General features: G+C 39.0%; 21 protein-coding genes. 4 read left to right on the plus strand and 17 right to left on the minus strand.

Translation table 11 applies throughout. The annotated features are described in order from the left end of the window. Positions 1-122: 122 nt before the first annotated feature. From LMB57_RS04780 to trxB, 6 genes are all read right to left on the minus strand, one after another. Complete coding sequence (locus LMB57_RS04780) at positions 123-395, minus strand: hypothetical protein (RefSeq protein ID WP_003670446.1); 273 nt, start codon at positions 393-395, stop codon at positions 123-125. 106 nt (positions 396-501) lie between these two features. Beyond that, positions 502-1,140, minus strand: a complete 639-nt coding sequence (locus LMB57_RS04785) for a YfbR-like 5'-deoxynucleotidase (protein WP_229271138.1) — start codon at positions 1,138-1,140, stop codon at positions 502-504. Between the two features lie 165 nt (positions 1,141-1,305). Continuing rightward, positions 1,306-3,033, minus strand: a complete 1,728-nt coding sequence (locus tag LMB57_RS04790; RefSeq protein ID WP_229271137.1) for a phospho-sugar mutase — start codon at positions 3,031-3,033, stop codon at positions 1,306-1,308. An 89-nt stretch (positions 3,034-3,122) separates the two neighbouring features. Continuing rightward, positions 3,123-3,629: an acyl-CoA thioesterase gene (locus LMB57_RS04795; RefSeq protein ID WP_229271136.1), complete on the minus strand. Its 507-nt coding sequence runs from the start codon at positions 3,627-3,629 to the stop codon at positions 3,123-3,125. Positions 3,630-3,740: 111 nt separating this feature from the next. After that, positions 3,741-3,968 (minus strand): transporter substrate-binding domain-containing protein, encoded by a 228-nt coding sequence (locus LMB57_RS04800; RefSeq protein ID WP_229278070.1) that lies wholly within the window; start codon positions 3,966-3,968, stop codon positions 3,741-3,743. A 79-nt stretch (positions 3,969-4,047) separates the two neighbouring features. Beyond that, entirely contained in the window at positions 4,048-4,980 is a 933-nt protein-coding gene (gene trxB, locus LMB57_RS04805; RefSeq protein WP_229271134.1) for a thioredoxin-disulfide reductase, read from the minus strand. 257 nt (positions 4,981-5,237) lie between these two features. Between trxB and LMB57_RS04810 the strand changes: the two genes are divergently transcribed. Genes LMB57_RS04810 through LMB57_RS04820 form a run of 3 tightly spaced genes read left to right on the plus strand, consistent with a single transcriptional unit; the run spans position 5,238 to position 8,256 of the window. Next, a complete protein-coding gene (locus tag LMB57_RS04810; protein WP_229271133.1) occupies positions 5,238-6,041 on the plus strand; it encodes a (Fe-S)-binding protein in 804 nt (267 codons plus the stop codon). Beyond that, complete coding sequence (locus tag LMB57_RS04815) at positions 6,042-7,529, plus strand: LutB/LldF family L-lactate oxidation iron-sulfur protein (RefSeq protein ID WP_229271132.1); 1,488 nt, start codon at positions 6,042-6,044, stop codon at positions 7,527-7,529. Then, positions 7,522-8,256, plus strand: a complete 735-nt coding sequence (locus tag LMB57_RS04820; protein WP_229271131.1) for a LutC/YkgG family protein — start codon at positions 7,522-7,524, stop codon at positions 8,254-8,256. Before LMB57_RS04815 ends, LMB57_RS04820 begins: the two co-directional genes overlap by 8 nt. Positions 8,257-8,323: 67 nt before the next feature. Here the strand turns inward: LMB57_RS04820 and galU are convergent, their stop codons facing one another. The 11 genes from galU to LMB57_RS04875 all read right to left on the minus strand — a co-directional run bounded on the left by galU (position 8,324) and on the right by LMB57_RS04875 (position 19,306). After that, positions 8,324-9,238, minus strand: a complete 915-nt coding sequence (galU, locus tag LMB57_RS04825; RefSeq protein ID WP_229271130.1) for a UTP--glucose-1-phosphate uridylyltransferase GalU — start codon at positions 9,236-9,238, stop codon at positions 8,324-8,326. Between the two features lie 63 nt (positions 9,239-9,301). Further along, the gene (locus tag LMB57_RS04830) at positions 9,302-10,318 is read right to left on the minus strand and encodes an NAD(P)H-dependent glycerol-3-phosphate dehydrogenase (RefSeq protein WP_229271129.1); all 1,017 of its coding nucleotides are present in this window, start codon (positions 10,316-10,318) and stop codon (positions 9,302-9,304) included. 25 nt (positions 10,319-10,343) lie between these two features. Next, complete coding sequence (gene lgt, locus LMB57_RS04835; RefSeq protein WP_229271128.1) at positions 10,344-11,171, minus strand: prolipoprotein diacylglyceryl transferase; 828 nt, start codon at positions 11,169-11,171, stop codon at positions 10,344-10,346. Further along, entirely contained in the window at positions 11,172-12,134 is a 963-nt protein-coding gene (gene hprK / locus LMB57_RS04840; RefSeq protein ID WP_003666394.1) for an HPr(Ser) kinase/phosphatase, read from the minus strand. Between the two features lie 13 nt (positions 12,135-12,147). Continuing rightward, on the minus strand, positions 12,148-12,504 hold the full coding sequence (locus LMB57_RS04845; RefSeq protein WP_003670462.1) for a phage holin family protein: 357 nt from the start codon (positions 12,502-12,504) through the stop codon (positions 12,148-12,150). Further along, positions 12,504-12,839: a PspC domain-containing protein gene (locus tag LMB57_RS04850; protein ID WP_229271127.1), complete on the minus strand. Its 336-nt coding sequence runs from the start codon at positions 12,837-12,839 to the stop codon at positions 12,504-12,506. The genes LMB57_RS04845 and LMB57_RS04850 overlap by 1 nt, the downstream gene beginning before the upstream one ends. A 29-nt stretch (positions 12,840-12,868) precedes the next feature. Beyond that, a protein-coding gene (prfB, locus tag LMB57_RS04855; RefSeq protein ID WP_418887473.1) for a peptide chain release factor 2 occupies positions 12,869-13,985 on the minus strand; the annotation gives its coding sequence in 2 pieces (ribosomal slippage) (positions 12,869-13,912 and positions 13,914-13,985; 1,116 coding nt in all). Positions 13,986-14,066: 81 nt separating this feature from the next. Then, a complete protein-coding gene (gene secA, locus LMB57_RS04860) occupies positions 14,067-16,430 on the minus strand; it encodes a preprotein translocase subunit SecA (RefSeq protein WP_003666386.1) in 2,364 nt (787 codons plus the stop codon). Between the two features lie 203 nt (positions 16,431-16,633). Next, positions 16,634-17,182 carry a ribosome hibernation-promoting factor, HPF/YfiA family gene (gene hpf / locus LMB57_RS04865; RefSeq protein ID WP_229271125.1) on the minus strand — a complete coding sequence of 183 codons (549 nt, stop codon included), beginning with the start codon at positions 17,180-17,182 and terminating at the stop codon, positions 16,634-16,636. A gap of 131 nt (positions 17,183-17,313) precedes the next feature. After that, entirely contained in the window at positions 17,314-17,736 is a 423-nt protein-coding gene (locus LMB57_RS04870) for a ComF family protein (RefSeq protein ID WP_229278071.1), read from the minus strand. Positions 17,737-17,971: 235 nt separating this feature from the next. Next, a complete protein-coding gene (locus LMB57_RS04875) occupies positions 17,972-19,306 on the minus strand; it encodes an ATP-dependent helicase ComFA (protein WP_229271123.1) in 1,335 nt (444 codons plus the stop codon). Between the two features lie 61 nt (positions 19,307-19,367). Between LMB57_RS04875 and LMB57_RS04880 the strand changes: the two genes are divergently transcribed. After that, positions 19,368-20,000 (plus strand): YigZ family protein, encoded by a 633-nt coding sequence (locus LMB57_RS04880; protein ID WP_229271122.1) that lies wholly within the window; start codon positions 19,368-19,370, stop codon positions 19,998-20,000. Positions 20,001-20,031: the final 31 nt, after the last annotated feature.

Raw genomic sequence — 20,031 nt, forward strand, 5'->3', positions numbered from 1 at the left:
GTTATTAGTTTATCACCCAAACATGTATTCGTCTATAAATTTACAGTAAAAAAGTGAGTAGAAAACAATCGCTCCAAACAAAACTATTTTCACTCACTTCTTAAAACATTTTATTTATCATTTTAATTGTGCCGAAAGTAACCGAAGTAAAATTGTAAGCCCGCGGCAACAACATTAATCCAATTCAAACAAATAAACCACGGAACAAGATTAGCATTATCAAAATGGGTTACCCCATAAAATACGGAAAAACCACCAATAATCGCAATAAGATTAAGCCAAGCACATAGGCGCCGCATTACAATATCTCTTGGTCGACTCAATTCCCAGATAATATCAACGATTAACCACAATACTAAAATTGCAAATGTTCCTGCAAATAAACTTGGTGTCATCCTTGCCGCCTCCCTTTATCTTGTTAGTTTTTACCTTCTACTTCCATTATAAGAAAGCGTTTGCAAAAAGCAACTATTTGATAAAAGGGAAGCCTAACAGTATAAATTATTGTTGAATAATTTGGGTAGTAATAATCGCTAATTGGTTTTTCGCATTACTATCTGCATTATCTTTTAATAATTCTGGCAAAATCTTCTTAAGGAAATACCGGACACTGGCCATATCACGAAAATCCATAATTGCTGTCAAGCTCGACTTATAAATATCCATATAAACTGGTTCAGGATTACCTTTTTGAATTTCGCCAAATGATTCATACATAAGATCAATCTTATCAGCAACTGCGAGAATTTTACCTTCTAAAGTATCATCTTTTCCTTCCGCAAATCGTCGTTCATAAGCTGTCCGGAACTCAGCCGGAATCTCAGATTGAATAAAGTTTTCTGTTAATGATTTATCAACCCGCGCCAGCATTGAGCGCAATTCAGGAGTAGCATATTTTACCGGCGTTTTGATGTCACCAATAAAGCGCTCTGTATAGTCATGATTAAGAGCTTTTTCATATAAAGAACGCCAATCAATTTCATTTCCGGCTTGTTCTTCAATATCACCCAGCATTTGTGCGGCTTGAGTTACTTTAAATGAATGGGCAGCTACATTATGTTCCTCAAATTTAAAATATCCTGGAGCACGGTTAATCATTTCGAGGTCACTTAAACTTTTCAGATATTCATGCATTCCCATGATGAATTCCTCCCAAAAAATAATTAATTTGTACAATCATACAATTTTTTTGCGAAATTTCAAGAAAGGTGAGGAAAAATTTAATCTTATTGACATCCCCGATATCGTGTATAAAAACAGAGACTGTTGAAAAAAGCAAAGTTTTTTTCAACAGTCTCTCAGTTATTATTCTTCAGCAAACTCTTGTAAAGCCTTTTCGAAATCAGCTAATTTTTCATTTGCCTTATCTAAGGTATCAGCACTTGTACCAATGTAGAACTTAAGCTTTGGTTCAGTTCCCGATGGACGAATAGCAATCCAAGTATCATCATCAAGAATGTAACGCAATACATTTGATTCTGGAATACCTAATTCACTTACTTTGCCATCAGCTGTAGTTTTAGTCCCATTAGCGAAATCTTCAGTAACTACTACTTGATGACCCGCAAAATGAGTTGGGGCTTCTTCTCTGAACTTCTTCATTAAAGCCTTAATCTTAGCAGGGCCATCAACACCAGCATAAGTATTAGCAATTGTCTTTTCACGGAAGTAGCCATACTTCTTAAATAATTCTTGTAAGCCATCGTAAAGGGTCATGTTACGACTACGGTAATAAGCGGCAACCTCAGCAAGTAACGTTAAGGATTGGATGGCATCCTTGTCACGAACAAATGGCTTAATAAGGTAACCATAACTTTCTTCAAAACCGAACATAAAGGTATGATCAGCTTTCCCAGTCTCATATTGATGAATTTGGTCAGCAATCCACTTAAATCCAGTTAAAACATTGATCATATCAACGCCGTAACTTTCTGCAATTTTAGCAGCGAAATTAGTAGAAACAATTGATTTTACCGCAGCAGCATTCTTTGGCAAGGTTCCTGCTTGTTTATGCGCCTCAAGAATGTAGGCAAGCATGATAGAAGCAATTTGATTACCAGTTAGCAATTGATATTCACCATCTGGTTGACGAACTGCACATCCAAGCCGGTCAGCATCAGGGTCCGTGGCGATCAACACATCTGCATCAACCTTTTTACCAAGGGCAATGGACCGAACAAATGCTTCTGGGAATTCTGGATTAGGATGTTCCAAGCCAGGGAAGTCACCATTTGGTTGTGCTTCAGTTGGTTCCATTTCGTAATTTGTAAACCCAGCTTGACGCAATGCTCGTTCACCAAGCATTCGACCTGTTCCACATAATGGGGTAAAGACAAACTTCATATCTTTACCATATTCCTTAGCTAATTTAGGGTTAACAGTTACGCCCTTAGCATTAGCAAGGTATGCAGCGTCGACATCTTCACCCATAATTGTTTCCAAACCATTGTCAAGCATTTCTTGTTCATCAGCTAAAGCAATGTCAAAAATATCATCAATCTTACGGATGTAACCTGTCATCATGTCAGATTCTTTCGGTGGCATCTGTCCACCATCTTCACCGTAAATCTTGTAACCATTGTATTCCTTAGGGTTATGACTAGCGGTAATCATGATCCCCGCATAAGTTCCCATGTGACGAACGGCAAATGATAATTCAGGCGTTGGACGTAAATTATCATAGATATAAACCTTAATCCCATGAGCACCTAATACACGAGCAGCGTCATGAGCAAATTTACGGGAGTTGTGACGAGAATCGTAACCAATAGCGACTCCCCGCTTTTTAATATCGTCACCCAATGAATCCATTAAAGTTGCCAAGCCTTCAGTTGCTTGACGGACAGTGTAAACATTCATCCGGTTAATTCCTGGTCCCATCAGTCCCCGCATTCCTGCAGTCCCGAATGATAGTGGACCGTAAAAGGCATCTTCAATTTCTTTATCGTCGCTCATTGCAGCTAATTCTTGCTTTAAGTCTGGTTCAAAATCTGTTCGTTCTTGCCAAACCTTATAAGTATCTTTCCAGCTCACAATAATGTCTCCTTTATGTCATACTCTGCTTTTTAGTATACCGCATAAAATGTTATCTGTCGCTTTTTACTTAAAAATTTACTAAAGTTTTACCACGGCTTGGAAAGTGAAATATGAGGCAAAAATTCTTGCTGTTTTTGCCGCTGGATTTGACGTTGCTTAACACGTTGAGAATATGTTGCCATTAATGTCTTTTGCTCTTCAGTTTCTGGAATTAATTTATTAAATACCGTTTGTTTTTCAGGGTCAAGAATTACAAAAGTCATAAAACAATAAAAGCCGAGAAAACGTTCGCCGGTCATCAAGTGCTCGCCAATTACTTTTGTAAATACTTCAATTGATCGCTTCCCAAAGCCGGTAACGTATGCTTCCATACACATTGAATCTTGAAGGTCAAATGGTCGCAGAAATTGGATCTCATCCATCGATACCGTTGCAACTGTTGTCCGAGCTACTCGCATTGCTGCTACCGAGGCTTGCCCATCAATCAATTCCAAGATTCGTCCTCCATATACTGTCCCGTGTTCGTTCAAATCTGAATGACGAACCCGATGAATTGACACCGCTAATGTATCATTACATTTGATTGCACCCATAAAAAAAACTCCTTAGTCCTTGTTATATTAAATTTTAGCAAATCATTAACGATTATTGTTGGATTTTTGAAATTCGGCAACCGGGCCCAGATAATCGCTACCAATTTCTAATCATTTTTTATTACCCCGTCGTAAGGTATCATCTTTTTGAAGAGTCCCAAGAGCGTAGTTAATTTTATTAATAATCGTCCGATCTTCCTTCTTCATTCCAATCGCAACCCAGTCTATAGGATATTTCGTTGCTGGAATCAATTTATAATTATTGCTATTAGCGATGTGGGTAGCGTAATGACAAGTTGAACTTTCTTGAATTTCCAACGTCTTTCCTTTCATATCCACGAATTTTTTAATTTTACTATCCTTTCCGTACCACTAAATAAAAAAGATGCTAGAGCTTTTTCTCTAACACCTTTTTTTGTTACTCCATCGATTTAATATATTGGTAAACTTGCTGTCCAGCAATTGCGCCATCACCAACGGCGGTTGCAACCTGTCGTAATGGTGTTTCACGAACGTCCCCAATGGCAAAAATACCTGGTACTGCTGTCCGCATTCGCTCATCAGTCTTTACCCAACCTTGATCATCTAGGATGTCTAAATTCTTAAAAGCGGCTGTCATTGGGAAATTACCAACATAAATAAAGACACCATCCGCAGCCATTTCACCATCTTCACCAGTCTTATTATTATGAGTTTTAACACCTGTTACTTTAATATCATCCCCAACAATTTCAGTCACACTAGTGTTGTAAATAAACTCAATTTTATCATTATTCATCGCTTCTGCTTGAATAATCGGTTCAGCCCGGAGTTCATCACGACGAACAAGCACTGTTACTTTGGAAGCTAATTGCGTTAAATAAACTCCCTCTTCAACAGCCGCATCACCACCGCCAACAACGATTAAATGCTTTCCTTTAAAGAAAGCTCCATCACAAACTGCACAGTATGAAACACCACGGCCACCAAATTCTTCTTCTCCCGGAACATTGAGATGACGCTGATCAGACCCAGTCGCAATAACAACCGCCTTTGCAGTATATGTTTCATCCATGTCAGTAGTAATCTTCTTTAAGTCACCATCAAGTTCTACTTTAGTTACTGTTCCATAAGCATATTCTGCGCCAAATTGAGTAGCACCTTCATACATTTGTTGGGCAAGTTCAGGGCCTTTAACACTCTTGAACCCTGTGTAATTTTCAATTTCTGCAGTATTATTCAAGTTTCCGCCATAAATTCCACGATCAAGCATCAAGACAGATAGGTTTGCACGTGATGCATACATTGCTCCGGTCATTCCACCCGGACCGGCACCGATGATTACAACATCATATTGCTTATTTTCAGCCATTTCTCTCTTCCTCCTCGAACAATTTTTACTATCCATATCATACAGACTTTAGATCTTTTTGTCTATCATATTGCTTACTTTTTAACAGTGATATTCTTATCGAACTATAACCAATATTATAATTTTATATATTTATTTTAAATAATCAAATCGTTTTCAATCCTAATATTATCACATTTGAGTTATACTTATTATGATAAGCAATTATTTTTTCGATTTTTAAGGAGGCGAAGTGCATCCAACTAATGCACGCATGTATGAAAGTCTGTATTTTTTCTACTTGTATCGTTGATCTGCTTTATCCAGATGTCGGAAAAGCAACGGTTGAACTTCTCCAACGTTTTGGCTGCGAAACATTTTTCCCTGATAAACAAATCTGTTGCGGACAGCCGACCTATAATAGCGGTTATGATCGCGAAACAATCGCTACATTTAAAAATCAGCTCGATGCCCTTTTAAGTATTGATGCCGATTATATTGTTGGGCCTTCTGGATCATGTGTTGCCATGCTTCATGAATACAAGAACATTTTCAAAGATGATCCGGAGTATTCGAAGAAAGCGCAAATTCTTTATGATAAATCTTTTGAACTAACGCAATTTATTTACCGGGTTCTCGGTATTCTTGATTGCGGTGCAGAACTAGATGATACGGCAACCTTTCACCGTTCTTGCCACATGACTCGTCTTCTTGGTGAACGCACGGCACCAATCGTTCTTCTTGAACACGTCAAGGGTCTTACACTCATCCCCCTTCATAATATTCAGTTATGTTGTGGCTTTGGTGGAACATTCTCTGCTAAAGAACCCCTTCTCTCTGAAGCGATGGTTGATGATAAAGCAAATAATGTTTTAAAGACGAAAGCACACGTTCTTATTGCTTGTGAGCAAACATGTTTAATGAATATTGGTGGACGAATTAACCGGCGCCGTGATGGATCTCATATTACGATTATGCACATTGCTGAAGTCCTTAATCATAACGTTGATACTAGCCGGATCACTTATATCAAAGATACGGATCACGTAATGGTACCAGCAAACGGAAACGGGGTGTTTTAGATGGGAATAGCCACAAGCGATAAACCTTTTACAGAACGAATCAAAGACGCAGAAGCTGACAAATTTATGCGGGCATCTGTTGCTAAAGCACAAGACGCTCAATTCCAAAAACGAACGGAGGCTCGCCGCCAATTAGGCCATTGGGAAGGCTGGCGCGATCTCTCCGCAGAAATTCGCCAACATGTTATTAAGCACCTTCCGGACTACTTGGAGGAATTCAGTGATAACGTTCAAAAAAATGGCGGTCATGTTTTCTTTGCTAAGGATGGTAACGAAGCAAGTACCTTTATTAAACAATTAGCAATCAAACAACAAGCTCATCATGTTGTTAAATCAAAATCAATGGTCACTACAGAAATTGGCCTTGATAAAGAACTATTGACTATCCCTGGCCTTTCATTAATGGAAACTGATTTAGCCGAATTTATTTTACAGGAAGATAACTGGGATGAACCGACTCATATTGTTTTCCCCACATTGCATAAAAACCGCAACCAAATTCAAAAAGTTTTTGAAAAACTCGGTTACGATGGTGATAATGATCCTGAACACATGGCAAGATTTGTCCGTCACTATCTTCGTAATTACTTTATGCAAGCTGATTTTGGCATTACTGGCTGTAACTTTGCGATTGCTGACAACGGGATGATTAATCTGGTCACAAACGAAGGAAACGCTGATATAAGTATGGCAATTCCCCAAACCCAAGTTGTAGTTATGGGGATGGAGCGTATTGTGCCAAGCTTGAAAGAAGCTGAAGTCCTCGACAATGTTTTATGCCGAAGCGCGGTGGGACAAAAATTGACTAGTTATTGTACTTTTTCAAAAGGTAAGGAAGCCGATGAAGCTGATGGACCAGACGACTTCTATGTTGTCATTGTTGATAATGGTCGTTCTAAGATGCTGAATTCTGATTTTGAACCAATGCTCCAATGTATCCGTTGTGGTTCTTGCTTAAATGTTTGCCCCGTTTACCGGCAAGTCGGTGGAAAGGGCTATGGATCGATTTATCCAGGACCAATGGGCGAAGTTCTTTCCCCAATTTTAGGTGGTTATCAAGAATTCAAGGAATTGCCATATGCATGTAGTCTATGTGCTGCTTGTACAGAAACTTGTCCTGTTAAAATTCCCCTTCATGAGTTAATTCGGCATCACCGTTATGTAGAAATGGATGAGCTTCATTTAGATCACAGTCCTTCGAATGCCCTTCTAAAGGCAGTTGGTAAAGGGACCAGTTCCCCTACGCTTTTTAATGACGCGATGCGATTTGCTCATATTGCTCTTGAGCCATTTGGCAAGAAGACAACTCCTGAAGACATTAAGAACCTTTATCCAGATGGTAAAATTAATCACCTTCCCGCAATTGCTCCTAAACTAGCTCATGGCTGGGTAGACGTTCGTGATCTCGCTGTTCCGCCGAAGTATCATCAAAATTTCCGTCATTGGTACCACCATTATGAAGAAGAGGAGGAAGAGGGAAATGACTGATTACTTACAAGAAGCAAATACTACTAAGAATCAAGAAGATTTCTTAAATCGAATTGCAAAGGCTGCCAATCGCCCTCGTCATACGCTTGCTGAGGACCCATTTGTCCCTGTTAATGATCTTCCAGAAACTACCCTTGCTGGAAAAAGTCAAGATGAACTTCTTGAACTTGCGCGCAAAAATAGCGAAGAAGTTCATGTTGATTTCCATGTTGTTAAATCAGGTGATCTTGGTCACACCCTCAATGATTTTATCCAAGAAAAAGGGATTAAAAGTTTAATGCTTCCCTCCTTTGATGAAGAGAAATGGCAAGATTATTCATTGGGAAAATGGCAGGATAATTTACGAGTAGATCCCCTTTACTATTGGGAGCCTGAATTTGGGCGGCAAAATATTGTAAATGCAAATAACAGTGATGGGGCAATTGGTTTCGCGGACTTTCTATTAGCTGAGTCAGGAACTGTAACAGTTGCAACCTACCCACAACAGGGACGAATGTTCCATTTTCTTCCAACCCACTACCTAGCTATTGTGCCAAAAAGTAAAATTCTACCACGTTCACGTCAAGCAATGGATTATTACCAAAAAGCAATTCAGGATGGTAGTTTACAAACATCAAATATTAACTTTATTACCGGTCCATCCAATTCTGGGGATATTGAAATGGTGCTAATCGTTGGTGTTCATGGTCCCCTTGATATGGAATATGTAGTTGTTGAAGATATGTAAAAAATAAACCTTCAAGGTCCCTAACGAATCTTGAAGGTTTATTTTTGTTAAAAGGCTAATACTAGTCTTACTTCTTAGAATTATTTTGCTTATCTTCAGCAGTAAGCTTTGCGCCTAATTCCTTAATATATTCACGCAATTCTTCTTTAACTTGTGGGTGTTCCAAGCCATATTCAATGTTTGTCTTAACCCAACCAAACTTATTACCAACATCGTAACGGTCACCCTTGTATTCACGAGCGAATACCCGTTGAGTTTGGTTCAAAGTATCAATTGCATCAGTTAATTGAATTTCTCCGCCCTTACCTGGCTTAGTCTTTGCTAATACATCAAAGATTTCTGGAGTAAAGACATACCGACCAATGATTGCTAAATCACTTGGTGCGTCTTTAGGAGCTGGCTTTTCAACGAAACTAGTTACGTTATAGAGGCCGGGCGTAACCTCCTTGCTAGGGTTAATTACACCATACTTTGCAGTATCTTCATGTGGAACCCGCATAACTGCAAGAGTAGATGCGCCAGTTTGGTTATAACTTTCAATTAATTGCTTCGTTAAAGCTTCATTCTTGTTGTTAATGTTATTAAGGTCATCCCCAAGCATAACAACAAACGGTTCATCCCCGATAAAATCACGAGCAGTTAAAACAGCGTCCCCTAAACCACGAGGATGTGATTGACGAATGAAGTAAATATTAACATCAGTTGTTTCTTCAACCATCTTTAACATCTCGTCCTTGTGCTTTGAACGGAGATTATCTTCCAACTCTGGATTAGAGTCAAAATGATCTTCAATAGACCGCTTATTCTTTCCATCAACAACAACAATATCTTCAATTCCTGATTTACGCGCTTCTTCAACAATAAATTGAATTGTTGGCTTATCAACAATTGGTAACATTTCCTTTGCCAATGCCTTTGTTGCAGGAAGAAAACGAGTTCCTAAACCAGCAGCAGGGATAATGGCTTTTCTAACACGTTTCATACTTATAAACCCTTTCCATGTTTCAATTTCTCTCAATATCCATCCTCTAGCATTTTACCATATTTATTCGTTTTCTGAAGTAAGATCTCGGTCCATTAACTGAGAAATTGCAGTTTTGATATCTTCACCTTCATACAAAACACGGTAAAGAGCTTCGGTAATTGGCATCTGTACTTGCCGTTTACGGCTTAATTCATAAGCGGCCTTGGTAGTATAGACCCCCTCGATAACCATTCCCATATTATCAATTACATCTTGAAGTTTTTTTCCTTGCCCCAATTGATATCCAGCACGCCAATTTCGAGAATTTTTACTGGTAGCAGTAACAACAAGGTCACCAACACCAGAAAGACCAATAAAAGTCATTGGGTTAGCACCAAAAGCAACCCCCAACCGACGAATTTCTGCAAGTCCACGAGTAATCAAGGCTGCCCGTGCATTATCATGGTACCCAAGGCCTTGGATAGCTCCCGCACCAATTGCAATAATATTCTTTAAGGCTGCTCCAAATTCTGCACCAATCACATCGTCGTTAGTATAAACACGGAAATAAGAATTACTAAATAACTTCTGCGCCTTTTTAGCACTAGCTAGGTCCTCACAAGCCGCAGTTACAGCTGTCATATCTTTAATTGCCACATCTTCAGCATGACTCGGACCGGATAAAACAACAATTGCCTGACGGTTTTCAGGAGAAATATCTTCGCTAAGCATTTCTGATGGCCGCTTATAAGTATTTTGTTCTAGGCCTTTCGTTGCGTGAATAATTAACGGTTTTTGGTGTAATTCAGCCAAAATTGTATTTAATTTCTTAGCAACCTCACGTAGACCCTTTGTTGGAATTACAATCAGTATCACGCTGGCACCCTTAACCGCTTTTTTCATATCTGTTGTTGCTGTTAAGTTAGGAGAATAAACAAAATCTTTCATGTAGCGAGGATTTGTATGTTCAGTATTTAATTGCTTAACTTGTTCCTCATTACGAGACCATAATGTAACATCGTGGCCATTTTCTGTAAGCATGTTTGCTAAAACACTGCCCCACGAACCAGCACCTAAAACAGCAATTTTTTCTGCCATAATTCTTTCTCCTTATCCAATTCAATTAGTTTTTGTTTATTCCGTTATAATACCACGGAATATTTTTATGACGTCGAATTATTAGTATTACTAATGCACTAACAAAAAACACTACAGAAAGTAACTGTGAAATGCGAATATTTCCGAGCATTAAACTATCGGTCCGCATACCTTCAATAAAGAAACGTCCAAACGCATACCACATTACATAGGTTAAGAAAATTTCACCACGACGAAATAAATGTTTACGATGGCGAAGTAAGATTAATAATGCAAAGCCAGTTAAATCCCACAATGACTCATATAGGAACGTTGGAACTCGATAGTGGCCACCAATATACATTTGGTTTATTATCCAATTTGGAATATGCTGAGCCATTAAATGCGCCCGTGTCGTAATATCACCAAACGCCTCTTGATTCATAAAGTTACCCCATCGGCCAATTCCTTGAGCCATAATAAGGGTTGGGGCAATGATGTCCATCATCAGCCAACTAGATAAATGACGGTAATGGCAAAAGACAAGTAAAACAATAAAGCCTCCTAAAATCGCCCCATATATCGCAATTCCACCATCCCAGATAGCAATAATCTCACTTGGATGCTGGGAATAGTAGCTCCACTGAAATACTACATAGTAAATTCGTGCGGAAATTATCGCAATTGGGAGCGCCCATAAAAGATAATCATAAAAATCATCTTCAGAAATTCCCTCTCGCTTTCCTTCGCGAACGGCTAATAAAAGAGCTAAAACTACTCCACTAGCAATAATTACGCCATACCAGTGGATAGTAAACGGACCACCTTGGAAAGCGATTGGGTTTAAGGCGGCTTTTATTCCTGGATTAATCATCTAGTTTGCCGACCCCTTGTTATTTTTACTATCACGTTCTGAATTCTGCTTAATCAACTGATTAAGGTTTCGATCAAATGTTTCGGTAGCATCATAGCCCATTGTTTCGGCCCGATAATTCATTGCAGCTGATTCAATAATAATTGCTAAATTACGACCAGTTTTAACCGGGACAGAGACTTTAGGCACAATGACACCTTGAATTGTTTGAGTATCTCCACGATCACCAAGACGATCAAATTGTACATCTGGAGTCCACGTTTCAAGATGTACAATTAAACTGATTTGATCAGAAGGCATAATTGCCCCTGTTCCATAAAGCGTAGAGACATCAATAATCCCAATCCCACGAATTTCCATTAAGTGTTTTAAGATTTGGGGAGCAGTCCCTACCAAGGTCTGTTCGTCGCGAGCGTAAACTTCTACCCGATCATCAGCAATCAGTCGGTGTCCACGACGAACAAGTTCCAAAGCGGTTTCACTCTTACCTACTCCTGAATCACCAGTGATAAGCACTCCAACCCCACTTATATCAACTAATACACCATGGAGAGATTTTCGTGGTGCCAAACGTTCAAGCAAGTAAGAAGTCATGTTACTTAATATTTGCGAAGAGGTTAAATGCGTTCCTAAGATTGGAATTTTCGCATCCTCAGCCGCTTTCTTTAACTCCTTAGGAATCGGCAAATTAGTTGAGATAACAAAACATGGTGTTTGTGGCATACACATTTTTGTCATGTACTCCTCACGTTGCTCATGAGTTAAATCTTTAGCAAATGAGGTTTCAGTGATTCCTAATAGCTGAATCCGTGCTGCGGGGTAATGCTTGAAATATCCTGCAAATTCAAGTGCTGGCCGTGAAATGTCACTAGTTGTTATCTTACGTTGGAGATAATCTTCCCCTTGCAAGACTTTTAACCGGACCTTATCAACTAATTCTTGCACCGTTACATTGTTTGGCATTTTCTCCACTCCTTTACAATCTATCCTCGTGACTTGTAATAACCGCATTGAAAATTGCCATGATAATCGCAATCAACATCGCAGAGCCAAATGACGAAAAATGAAAGTTTGCCGACCCGACAAGCATCGATGTCAGTTGTAACATTATTCCATTAATTACAACACTAAAAAGTCCCAGGGTCAAAATATTAATCGGCAACGATAAAATTACTAAAATTGGCTTAATAGCAACATTTAAAATTGCTAAAACAAAGCTTGCCAATGGCGCAATCCAAGCACTTGTAATATAAAACATCCCTGTTCCGGCAAATAAACCAGCAAGGGCAATAAAAAGGATTGTATCAATCAATACTCTTTTCCAAAATTCCATCATGATCTTCCATTTCTTTTTATGTCTTTTTCCTCAACATTCGTTAAAGTCCGCCGAGAACGTTGGTGGGGTTGTTGAGATGTTTTTTGTGATTCACTGAAAGACTTTAAAAATCCTAGTAAATCAGGCTTTTGCGGATCAGCAGGCATTATTATTATCAAAATAATATAAATAATAATGCCCGGAACAAAACCGGTAAAAATAGTCAGTAAGACATATAAAATACGTAAAATATTTGGCTGAATCTTAAAGTACTGGCCAATTCCGCCAAATACACCAGCTATCATTCGATCTGATCCAGAGCGAGTTAATCTTTTATGTTGACTTTCGCGCACTTTACTCACTTCCTTCCAAACTAAAGAATTTATTGAGGATTCTTTTGACTAAGTTTCCACTGTAAAAAAGCATCAATAAATGGATCGAGTTCCCCGTCCATTACAGCTTGTCCATTATGGGTTTCATAACCTGTTCGATTATCCTTGACTAGAGTGTACGGGTGAAAAACATATGAACGAATTTGAGAACCCCAACCGATATCAAGTTGTTCGCCTTCAATTTCCGCCCGCTTTTTAGCCTTCTTTTCTTCTTCTAGTTCATATAACTTTGATTTTAACATATTCATTGCAGTCACTCGGTTTTGGAGTTGGGATCGTTCAGCCTGAGAAGATGTCACAATCCCAGTAGGAATATGTGTAATCCGAACAGCAGATTCCGTTTTATTAATATGCTGACCACCAGCACCACTAGACCGGAAAGTATCAACTCGTAAATCTGATGGATCAATATCAACCTCAACACTATCATCCAACTCTGGCATTACGTCAACCGAAGCAAATGATGTATGACGCCGACCGGCCGCATCAAATGGGGAAATTCGGACAAGCCGATGAACCCCTTTTTCACTACGAAGATAACCAAACGCATTATGTCCCTTAATTAACAGCGTAACACTCTTGATGCCCGCTTCATCACCGGCCTCATAACTCGCTGTTTCAACAGAAAAGCCGTGCTGTTCACCCCAGCGAATATACATCCGCAGAAGCATTTCACCCCAATCTTGGGCTTCAGTACCACCTGCTCCCGGATGAATTTCTAAGATAGCATTTTTAGCGTCATACTCCCCATCAAGAAGTTGCGTCAATCGATACTGTTCTAAAGCCTTTTGTGTTTTTGTAAATGATGCCGCGAAATCTTTTTGTAAATCATCGTCCGGTTCGACCGCGAGCAATTCAAGCGAAGTTTCAAGATCGCTAATCTGATCACGCAAATTCACAAAGGTATCCCGTTTTTCTTTTAAAATATTATTTTCCGCAATAACCTTCTGTGCCTGCTCATTATCATTCCAAAAGTCGGGTTGAGCCATTTCTTGTTCAATTTCTGCAATGCGCTCATCTAATGCATCTAAGTCAAAGAGACCTCCCGAAGTGCGTAACTTCTTTTTGCATTGATTCTACTTGTTTTTTTGCTTCATTTAATTCCACACTCAAACCTCCGTTATACAACAATACGGCAGCGGTACCGCCATGGGTTACCTTACTGCCGTACCTAGTAGTAATTAACAATTAACGTGTTACGTTTTGCCGAATTTCTGACTTCATGAAGAGTCGAGTAGTTTCATACTCAATATCAGCAATCATTTGTTCAAACATATGATAACCAGCAGTTTGGTATTCAACCAATGGATTTAATTGTCCATATCCACGTAATCCAACTGACTGCCGGAATTGATCCATGATATCAATATGATCTGTCCAGTGTGAGTCAACTACTCGCAAAATAACAACCTTTTCAAATTCAAGCATTTGTGCTGGATCATAAAGTTGCTTTTGCTTTTCCTTATAAACTCCCTGGGCAAATGTCATCAAGTAATCTACCATTTCTTGAGGTGATTTACCTTCCAGATCCTTAACTGTGATGGTATCAGGTTTGATTAAGACTTCTTCTGCAAAGTCAACAATTCCTTGTAAATCCCAATCTTTCTTGTCACCAAGGGTATGTTGATCAACTTCACGCTGGATTGTCCGTCTAAACATTGGCATAAGAACCCACTTCAGCGACTTATCTTCAGTGATAATTTGTTGCCGTTCTTTATAGATAATTTCACGTTGTTCACGCATAACATCATCATATTGAAGAACGTTCTTTCGTGAATCGTAGTTGTTACCTTCGACCCGCTTTTGAGCTGATTCAACCTGGTGAGTTAAGAAACGACTTTTAATGACGGCATCTTCATCATTAACTTTCATCCGTTCCAAGAAGGCCTTGATCCGGTCCCCACCAAATCGCTTCATCAAATCATCTTCAAGTGATAGGTAGAATTGTGATAGGCCAGGATCACCTTGTCGTCCAGAACGTCCACGAAGCTGATTATCAATCCGCCGCGATTCATGTCGTTCAGTACCAATAACTGCAAGTCCACCAATTTCACGGACTCCAGGGCCTAATTTAATATCCGTTCCCCGTCCCGCCATGTTGGTAGCGATAGTTACTGCACCCTTTTGACCGGCATTTTTAACAATTTCCGCTTCCTTAGCGTGATTCTTAGCGTTTAAGACAACATGCGGAATGTTCTCTTTATCAAGAAGTTGAGATAAATATTCAGAAGTTTCAACAGCGACTGTCCCAACCAAGATTGGTTGCCCTTTAGCATGAAGTTTCTTAATCCGGTCGACAACAGCTGCAAACTTACTTTGTAATGTTGGGTAAAGCAAGTCAGGTTCATCTTTTCGCTGAACTGGACGGTTAGTTGGGATAGTAATTGTTTCCATGTTGTAAATTTCACGGAATTCTTCTTGTTCAGTTTTAGCAGTACCAGTCATCCCCGCCAATTTGTTATACATCCGGAATAAGTTCTGGTATGTAATGTTAGCCATTGTCTTGTTTTCTTCCTGAATTTCTACGCCTTCTTTGGCTTCAATAGCTTGGTGAAGACCATCAGAAAAACGTCGACCTTCCATCACACGTCCAGTAAAGGAATCAACAATCAATACTTCACCATCTTGAACCACATAATCCTTATCTAAAAGCATGATATAGTTAGCACGCAACGCCTGATCCAAGTGGTGTGTTAATGCGGTATTTTCTGGATCATATAGATTCTTTAAGTTGAAGTATTTTTCAGCTTTTTTAATTCCCTCATCAGTTAATGAAACTGTCTTTGATTCAAGATCAATCTTGTAATCAACATCTTTCTTTAACTGCTTAACAAACCGATCAGTCTGTTTGTACAACTTAGAAGTTCCCGTTCCTGGGCCTGAAATGATTAATGGCGTCCGCGCTTCATCAATTAAAATTGAATCCACTTCATCAACTAAAGCATAGTTTAAACCACGTTGGACTTGGTCTTCTTTGTAAACAGCCATGTTGTCACGAAGGTAATCAAATCCAATTTCACTATTAGTAGAATACATGATATCAGCTTTGTATGCTTCTCGTTTTTGATCAGGACTCATTTCTGAGTTATTAATACCAACGGAACATCCAAGCCAATTATAAAGCTGTCCCATTTCGGTAGCATCACGTTTTGACAAGTATTCATTAACAGTAATAACATGAACACCTTTTCCGGAAATCGCATTAAGATAAACCGGCATTGTAGCAGTTAATGTCTTACCTTCACCAGTCCGCATTTCTGCAATATTACCTTCGTGGAGAACAATCCCCCCCATGATCTGGACATGGAATGGATATAGTCCTAAGACCCGCTTAGCACCTTCACGAGAAACTGCGAATGCTTCTGGCAACATATGATCCAAAGATTCACCTTTTTTATAACGTTCCCGAAATTCATCAGTTTTTGCCTGAAGCTGTTCATCAGTTAGTTCAGACATTTGTTTAGCATAGCTCTCGACTTTATTTGCTATTTTGTTAATTCGCCGTAATTCACGACGATCGCTTTCAATCCATTTTTTTAGAATATTGGCCATAAAAGCGTCCTTCCTACTTTCTGGCTTAAGTCCAAAATCAATAAAAAAGTACCACTCAAGCCAATTATATTTTTTACTCTAACCATAATATTTTACCACGTTCATGGCATAAATAAAAATTATTAGTATGGATATTACAAGGTGGCTATAAGATACAAAAAGCGCCAATGATTTCTCATCCGCGCTCCTCATATCGGCATTGATTATTCAGCTTCAATCAAGCCATAACGACCATCATTACGACGGTAAACAATGCTTGTACCATTAGTTTCAGCATCTTGGAAGATAAAGAAATCATGTCCAAGCATATCCATTTGAAGGACAGCTTCTTCAGGATCCATTGGCTTTAATGAAACTTGCTTCGTCCGTACAATCTTTAATTCATCATCTTGTCCATCTGCTCTATCATTATCAGAGGGGATGAATTCAAGGTTCTTTAAGCCTTTTTCACGTGACTTACGGTTAACCTTCGTCTTGTACTTCCGGATTTGCCGTTCAAGCTTATCTGTAACTAAGTCAATGCTTCCATACATATCATTAGAAGTCTCTTCTGCCCGCAACGTTAGGTATGGAAGTGGAATTGTTACTTCAACCTTATACGTCCGGTTTGGATAAACTTTTAAGTTCACGTGGGCGGTAGCTTCAACACTATCCTCAAAGAACTTTTGAAGCTTACTGATTCGCTTTACAACGTAATCACGAATTGACTCAGTAACTTCGACATTTTCACCACGAATATTGAACTTTAACATTGTACTTCTCTCCTTTCAGCCAAGCAATTGCTTGATCTGATATCAGAAGGACCACTCTTCTCATATCCTATTTTTATTATAGATTAGTTTGTATTAATTAACAAACTTTATTAATGCATCTTAAGAAGAATTTAACGTGCTAGTGAAACGCTACCAATCTCTTTACAGCCAGCTTGTTTAAAAAGTACCGCTGCATGGTATAACGTCCTACCTGTAGTATAGACATCATCAACTAAAAGGATCCGTTTATTGATTACTTTTTCTGGAGATTTAAGGATAAATGGTTGCTTAGTTGTAAGTCGTTCTTCTTTTGTCTTACTTGATTGCGCTACTTTTGAACTTGCCCTAGTTCGTAAAATTGATTGGTAAGACACTTCTCGTAATAGACCAATAACTTGATTAAAGCCACGCGTTTGCATCGTTATCGACGTTACTGGAATCGGGACAATTAAATCTGCTTTCTGTTCATTAACCACTTTACTAAGTTCACACTGAAATACCTCTCGCAAACGATAATCGCCATTAAATTTGTAACGCTGCATATATTCTTTCATTGCTTCGTTATATCGATATAATCCTCGATGATGCAAGTTCCAGCCGTAAATTTTTCTCCAAGTCTGACAATCTGAACATAAGAAACTATTTTTATTAATGCTTTCCTTACCGCATCCTGCACATCCGCAATCATTCCAGCGTACAAAACTTTCTTTACATTTTGTACAAACTACTGGCGTGATAATTTCGCGAAAGCTAAAAATATCTTTCAAAGTTAGCTGGAAAGATATCCTTTTATTGCACAACAGACATTCCATCTATCAACCGTTGACCTTTCCGATTCAAGTACTTCACCTGAGAAACAGCTTGATTAACTTGGCGACAATTACAATTGATCCAAAAAATAACCCGCCCAGTTGGTCGACTTTGCGCGCGTCCAGCCCGACCCGCAATTTGCACTAATGCCGATGAAGAAAAAACTGGATCATCAGCACCTAAAACATAGACATCAATTTCTGGAAAAGTAACTCCCCGTTCAAGAATAGAAGTCGTGACTAAAAAAGCGTAATCCCCATCGCGCATTTTTTGTACTTTTTCTAATCGCTCTGGATCACTTGCATGAACAGTAGCAAAACGGAAAGTTCTAAAAGAATGCCGTAATGCAGCTTCAACTAATGCTAAATCTGCAATATGAGGAATAAATAGCAAAAAGCGATGACCTTCCCTTAGTGTTTCTTGCAACTGTTGAATAACTTGCGGGGGTAATTGCTGGCGCTCTAAACGTCGCCGCCATTCAAAAGCTAGTCTAACTTTTATTTGTGGAAGTAAATGCCCATGATAACGAAGGGGTAAATAATTAACAACTAATCGTTTACTTTTAATTTCTCGGAGCAAAGCATCTCCAGGGGTTGCAGTTAAGTAAAGACACCCTCCGTTCTCTTTTATCGCTTGCTTTGTTGCATATAATAACGAAGCATTAGCAGCATACGGAAAGGCATCTACTTCATCAATAATTAAATTATCAAAAGCATGATAGAACCGAAGCAATTGATGGGTGGTACAAATAGTCAATTGGGCATAATGATAAGGTAATTCTTGTCGACCATGCAAAAGAGCAATATCACAATTAGCAAAAGCAGCTTTTAAACGAGGAAATAATTCTAAACAAACATCTACTCGTGGAGAAGCTATTCCAATTCTTTCACCACGTTTTATTGCTGCCGCGATACCCGCAAACATCATTTCAGTCTTGCCAGCACCCGTAACTGCCCATAATAATTGCTGAATATGATCAGCCATTCCTTGGGAAATTTTTTCTGAAGCTTGTTGCTGAAGAGGCGATAATTTTCCTTTCCAGGTTAATACCGGTTCGATAACCGTAAATTGATTTGGCTCTGGAACATGATAAAATTTATTTAACGTTGAAACGCGCCCAAGATTAATGCAATGCGGACAATAGAACTCGCCTCGTGGCAAAGCACCCAGCGATTTTGCTGTGACATGATTGCAGCGATAGCACCTAATATTAGCAGCATCAATTCTGATTGTTGGCAGTTCTTGAATTCCCGATTGTATCCCCTCATGACGCGAAACCAAGACTCGTCTCCCATAATAATTGTCTAGATCCATTATTCACCTCCTACTTTATATATACGTAAATTACTCAAAATCGCACGAAGGAAGTTTAAAAATGACAGAACCATATTTAACAATCGCTAAAGACACCGCTTATGAGCAAACAATTAAAAAATCACAATTTATTTGCTCTTTATCCCGTGTCTCCTCAGAAGAAGAAGCTCAACAGTTCATCGCCAGCGTTCAAACAGCTAACAAAAAAGCTACCCATAATTGCTTTGCATATATGATTGGTGACAACGACCAAATACAGCGGGAAAGTGATAATGGCGAGCCGAGTGGAACAGCGGGAATCCCGATCCTTGAATCACTTAAACTCGCAAAGATCCATAATGTCGTAGCAGTAGTCACCCGTTATTTTGGCGGGATTAAACTAGGCGCAGGTGGTCTCATCCGGGCATATAGCAATACAACTACTGAAGCAATTCACCAAGCTGGTCTCGTCCAACGGATCAAGCAAGCGATTCTAAAAATCACTGTTACCTATGCTCTTCACGATTCCCTTCTTTATTATCTCAAGGAAAACAATCTTGAGGTAGCCGGTGAAGAGTTTGGGGTTAACGTTGAAACAAGTATTTATGTAAATGAAACGGACTTAAAAAACGTCAAAGAGAAGCTCATTAATCGTTTTAACGACCAGCTTCAAATAACTGAGGGTGATCATCGCTTTAACGAAATTCCATATTAAAAAAATTCAGGTTAAAAACGATTTCTAACCT

Source organism: Limosilactobacillus secundus (assembly GCF_020784695.1).
Classification (GTDB): domain Bacteria; phylum Bacillota; class Bacilli; order Lactobacillales; family Lactobacillaceae; genus Limosilactobacillus; species Limosilactobacillus reuteri_F.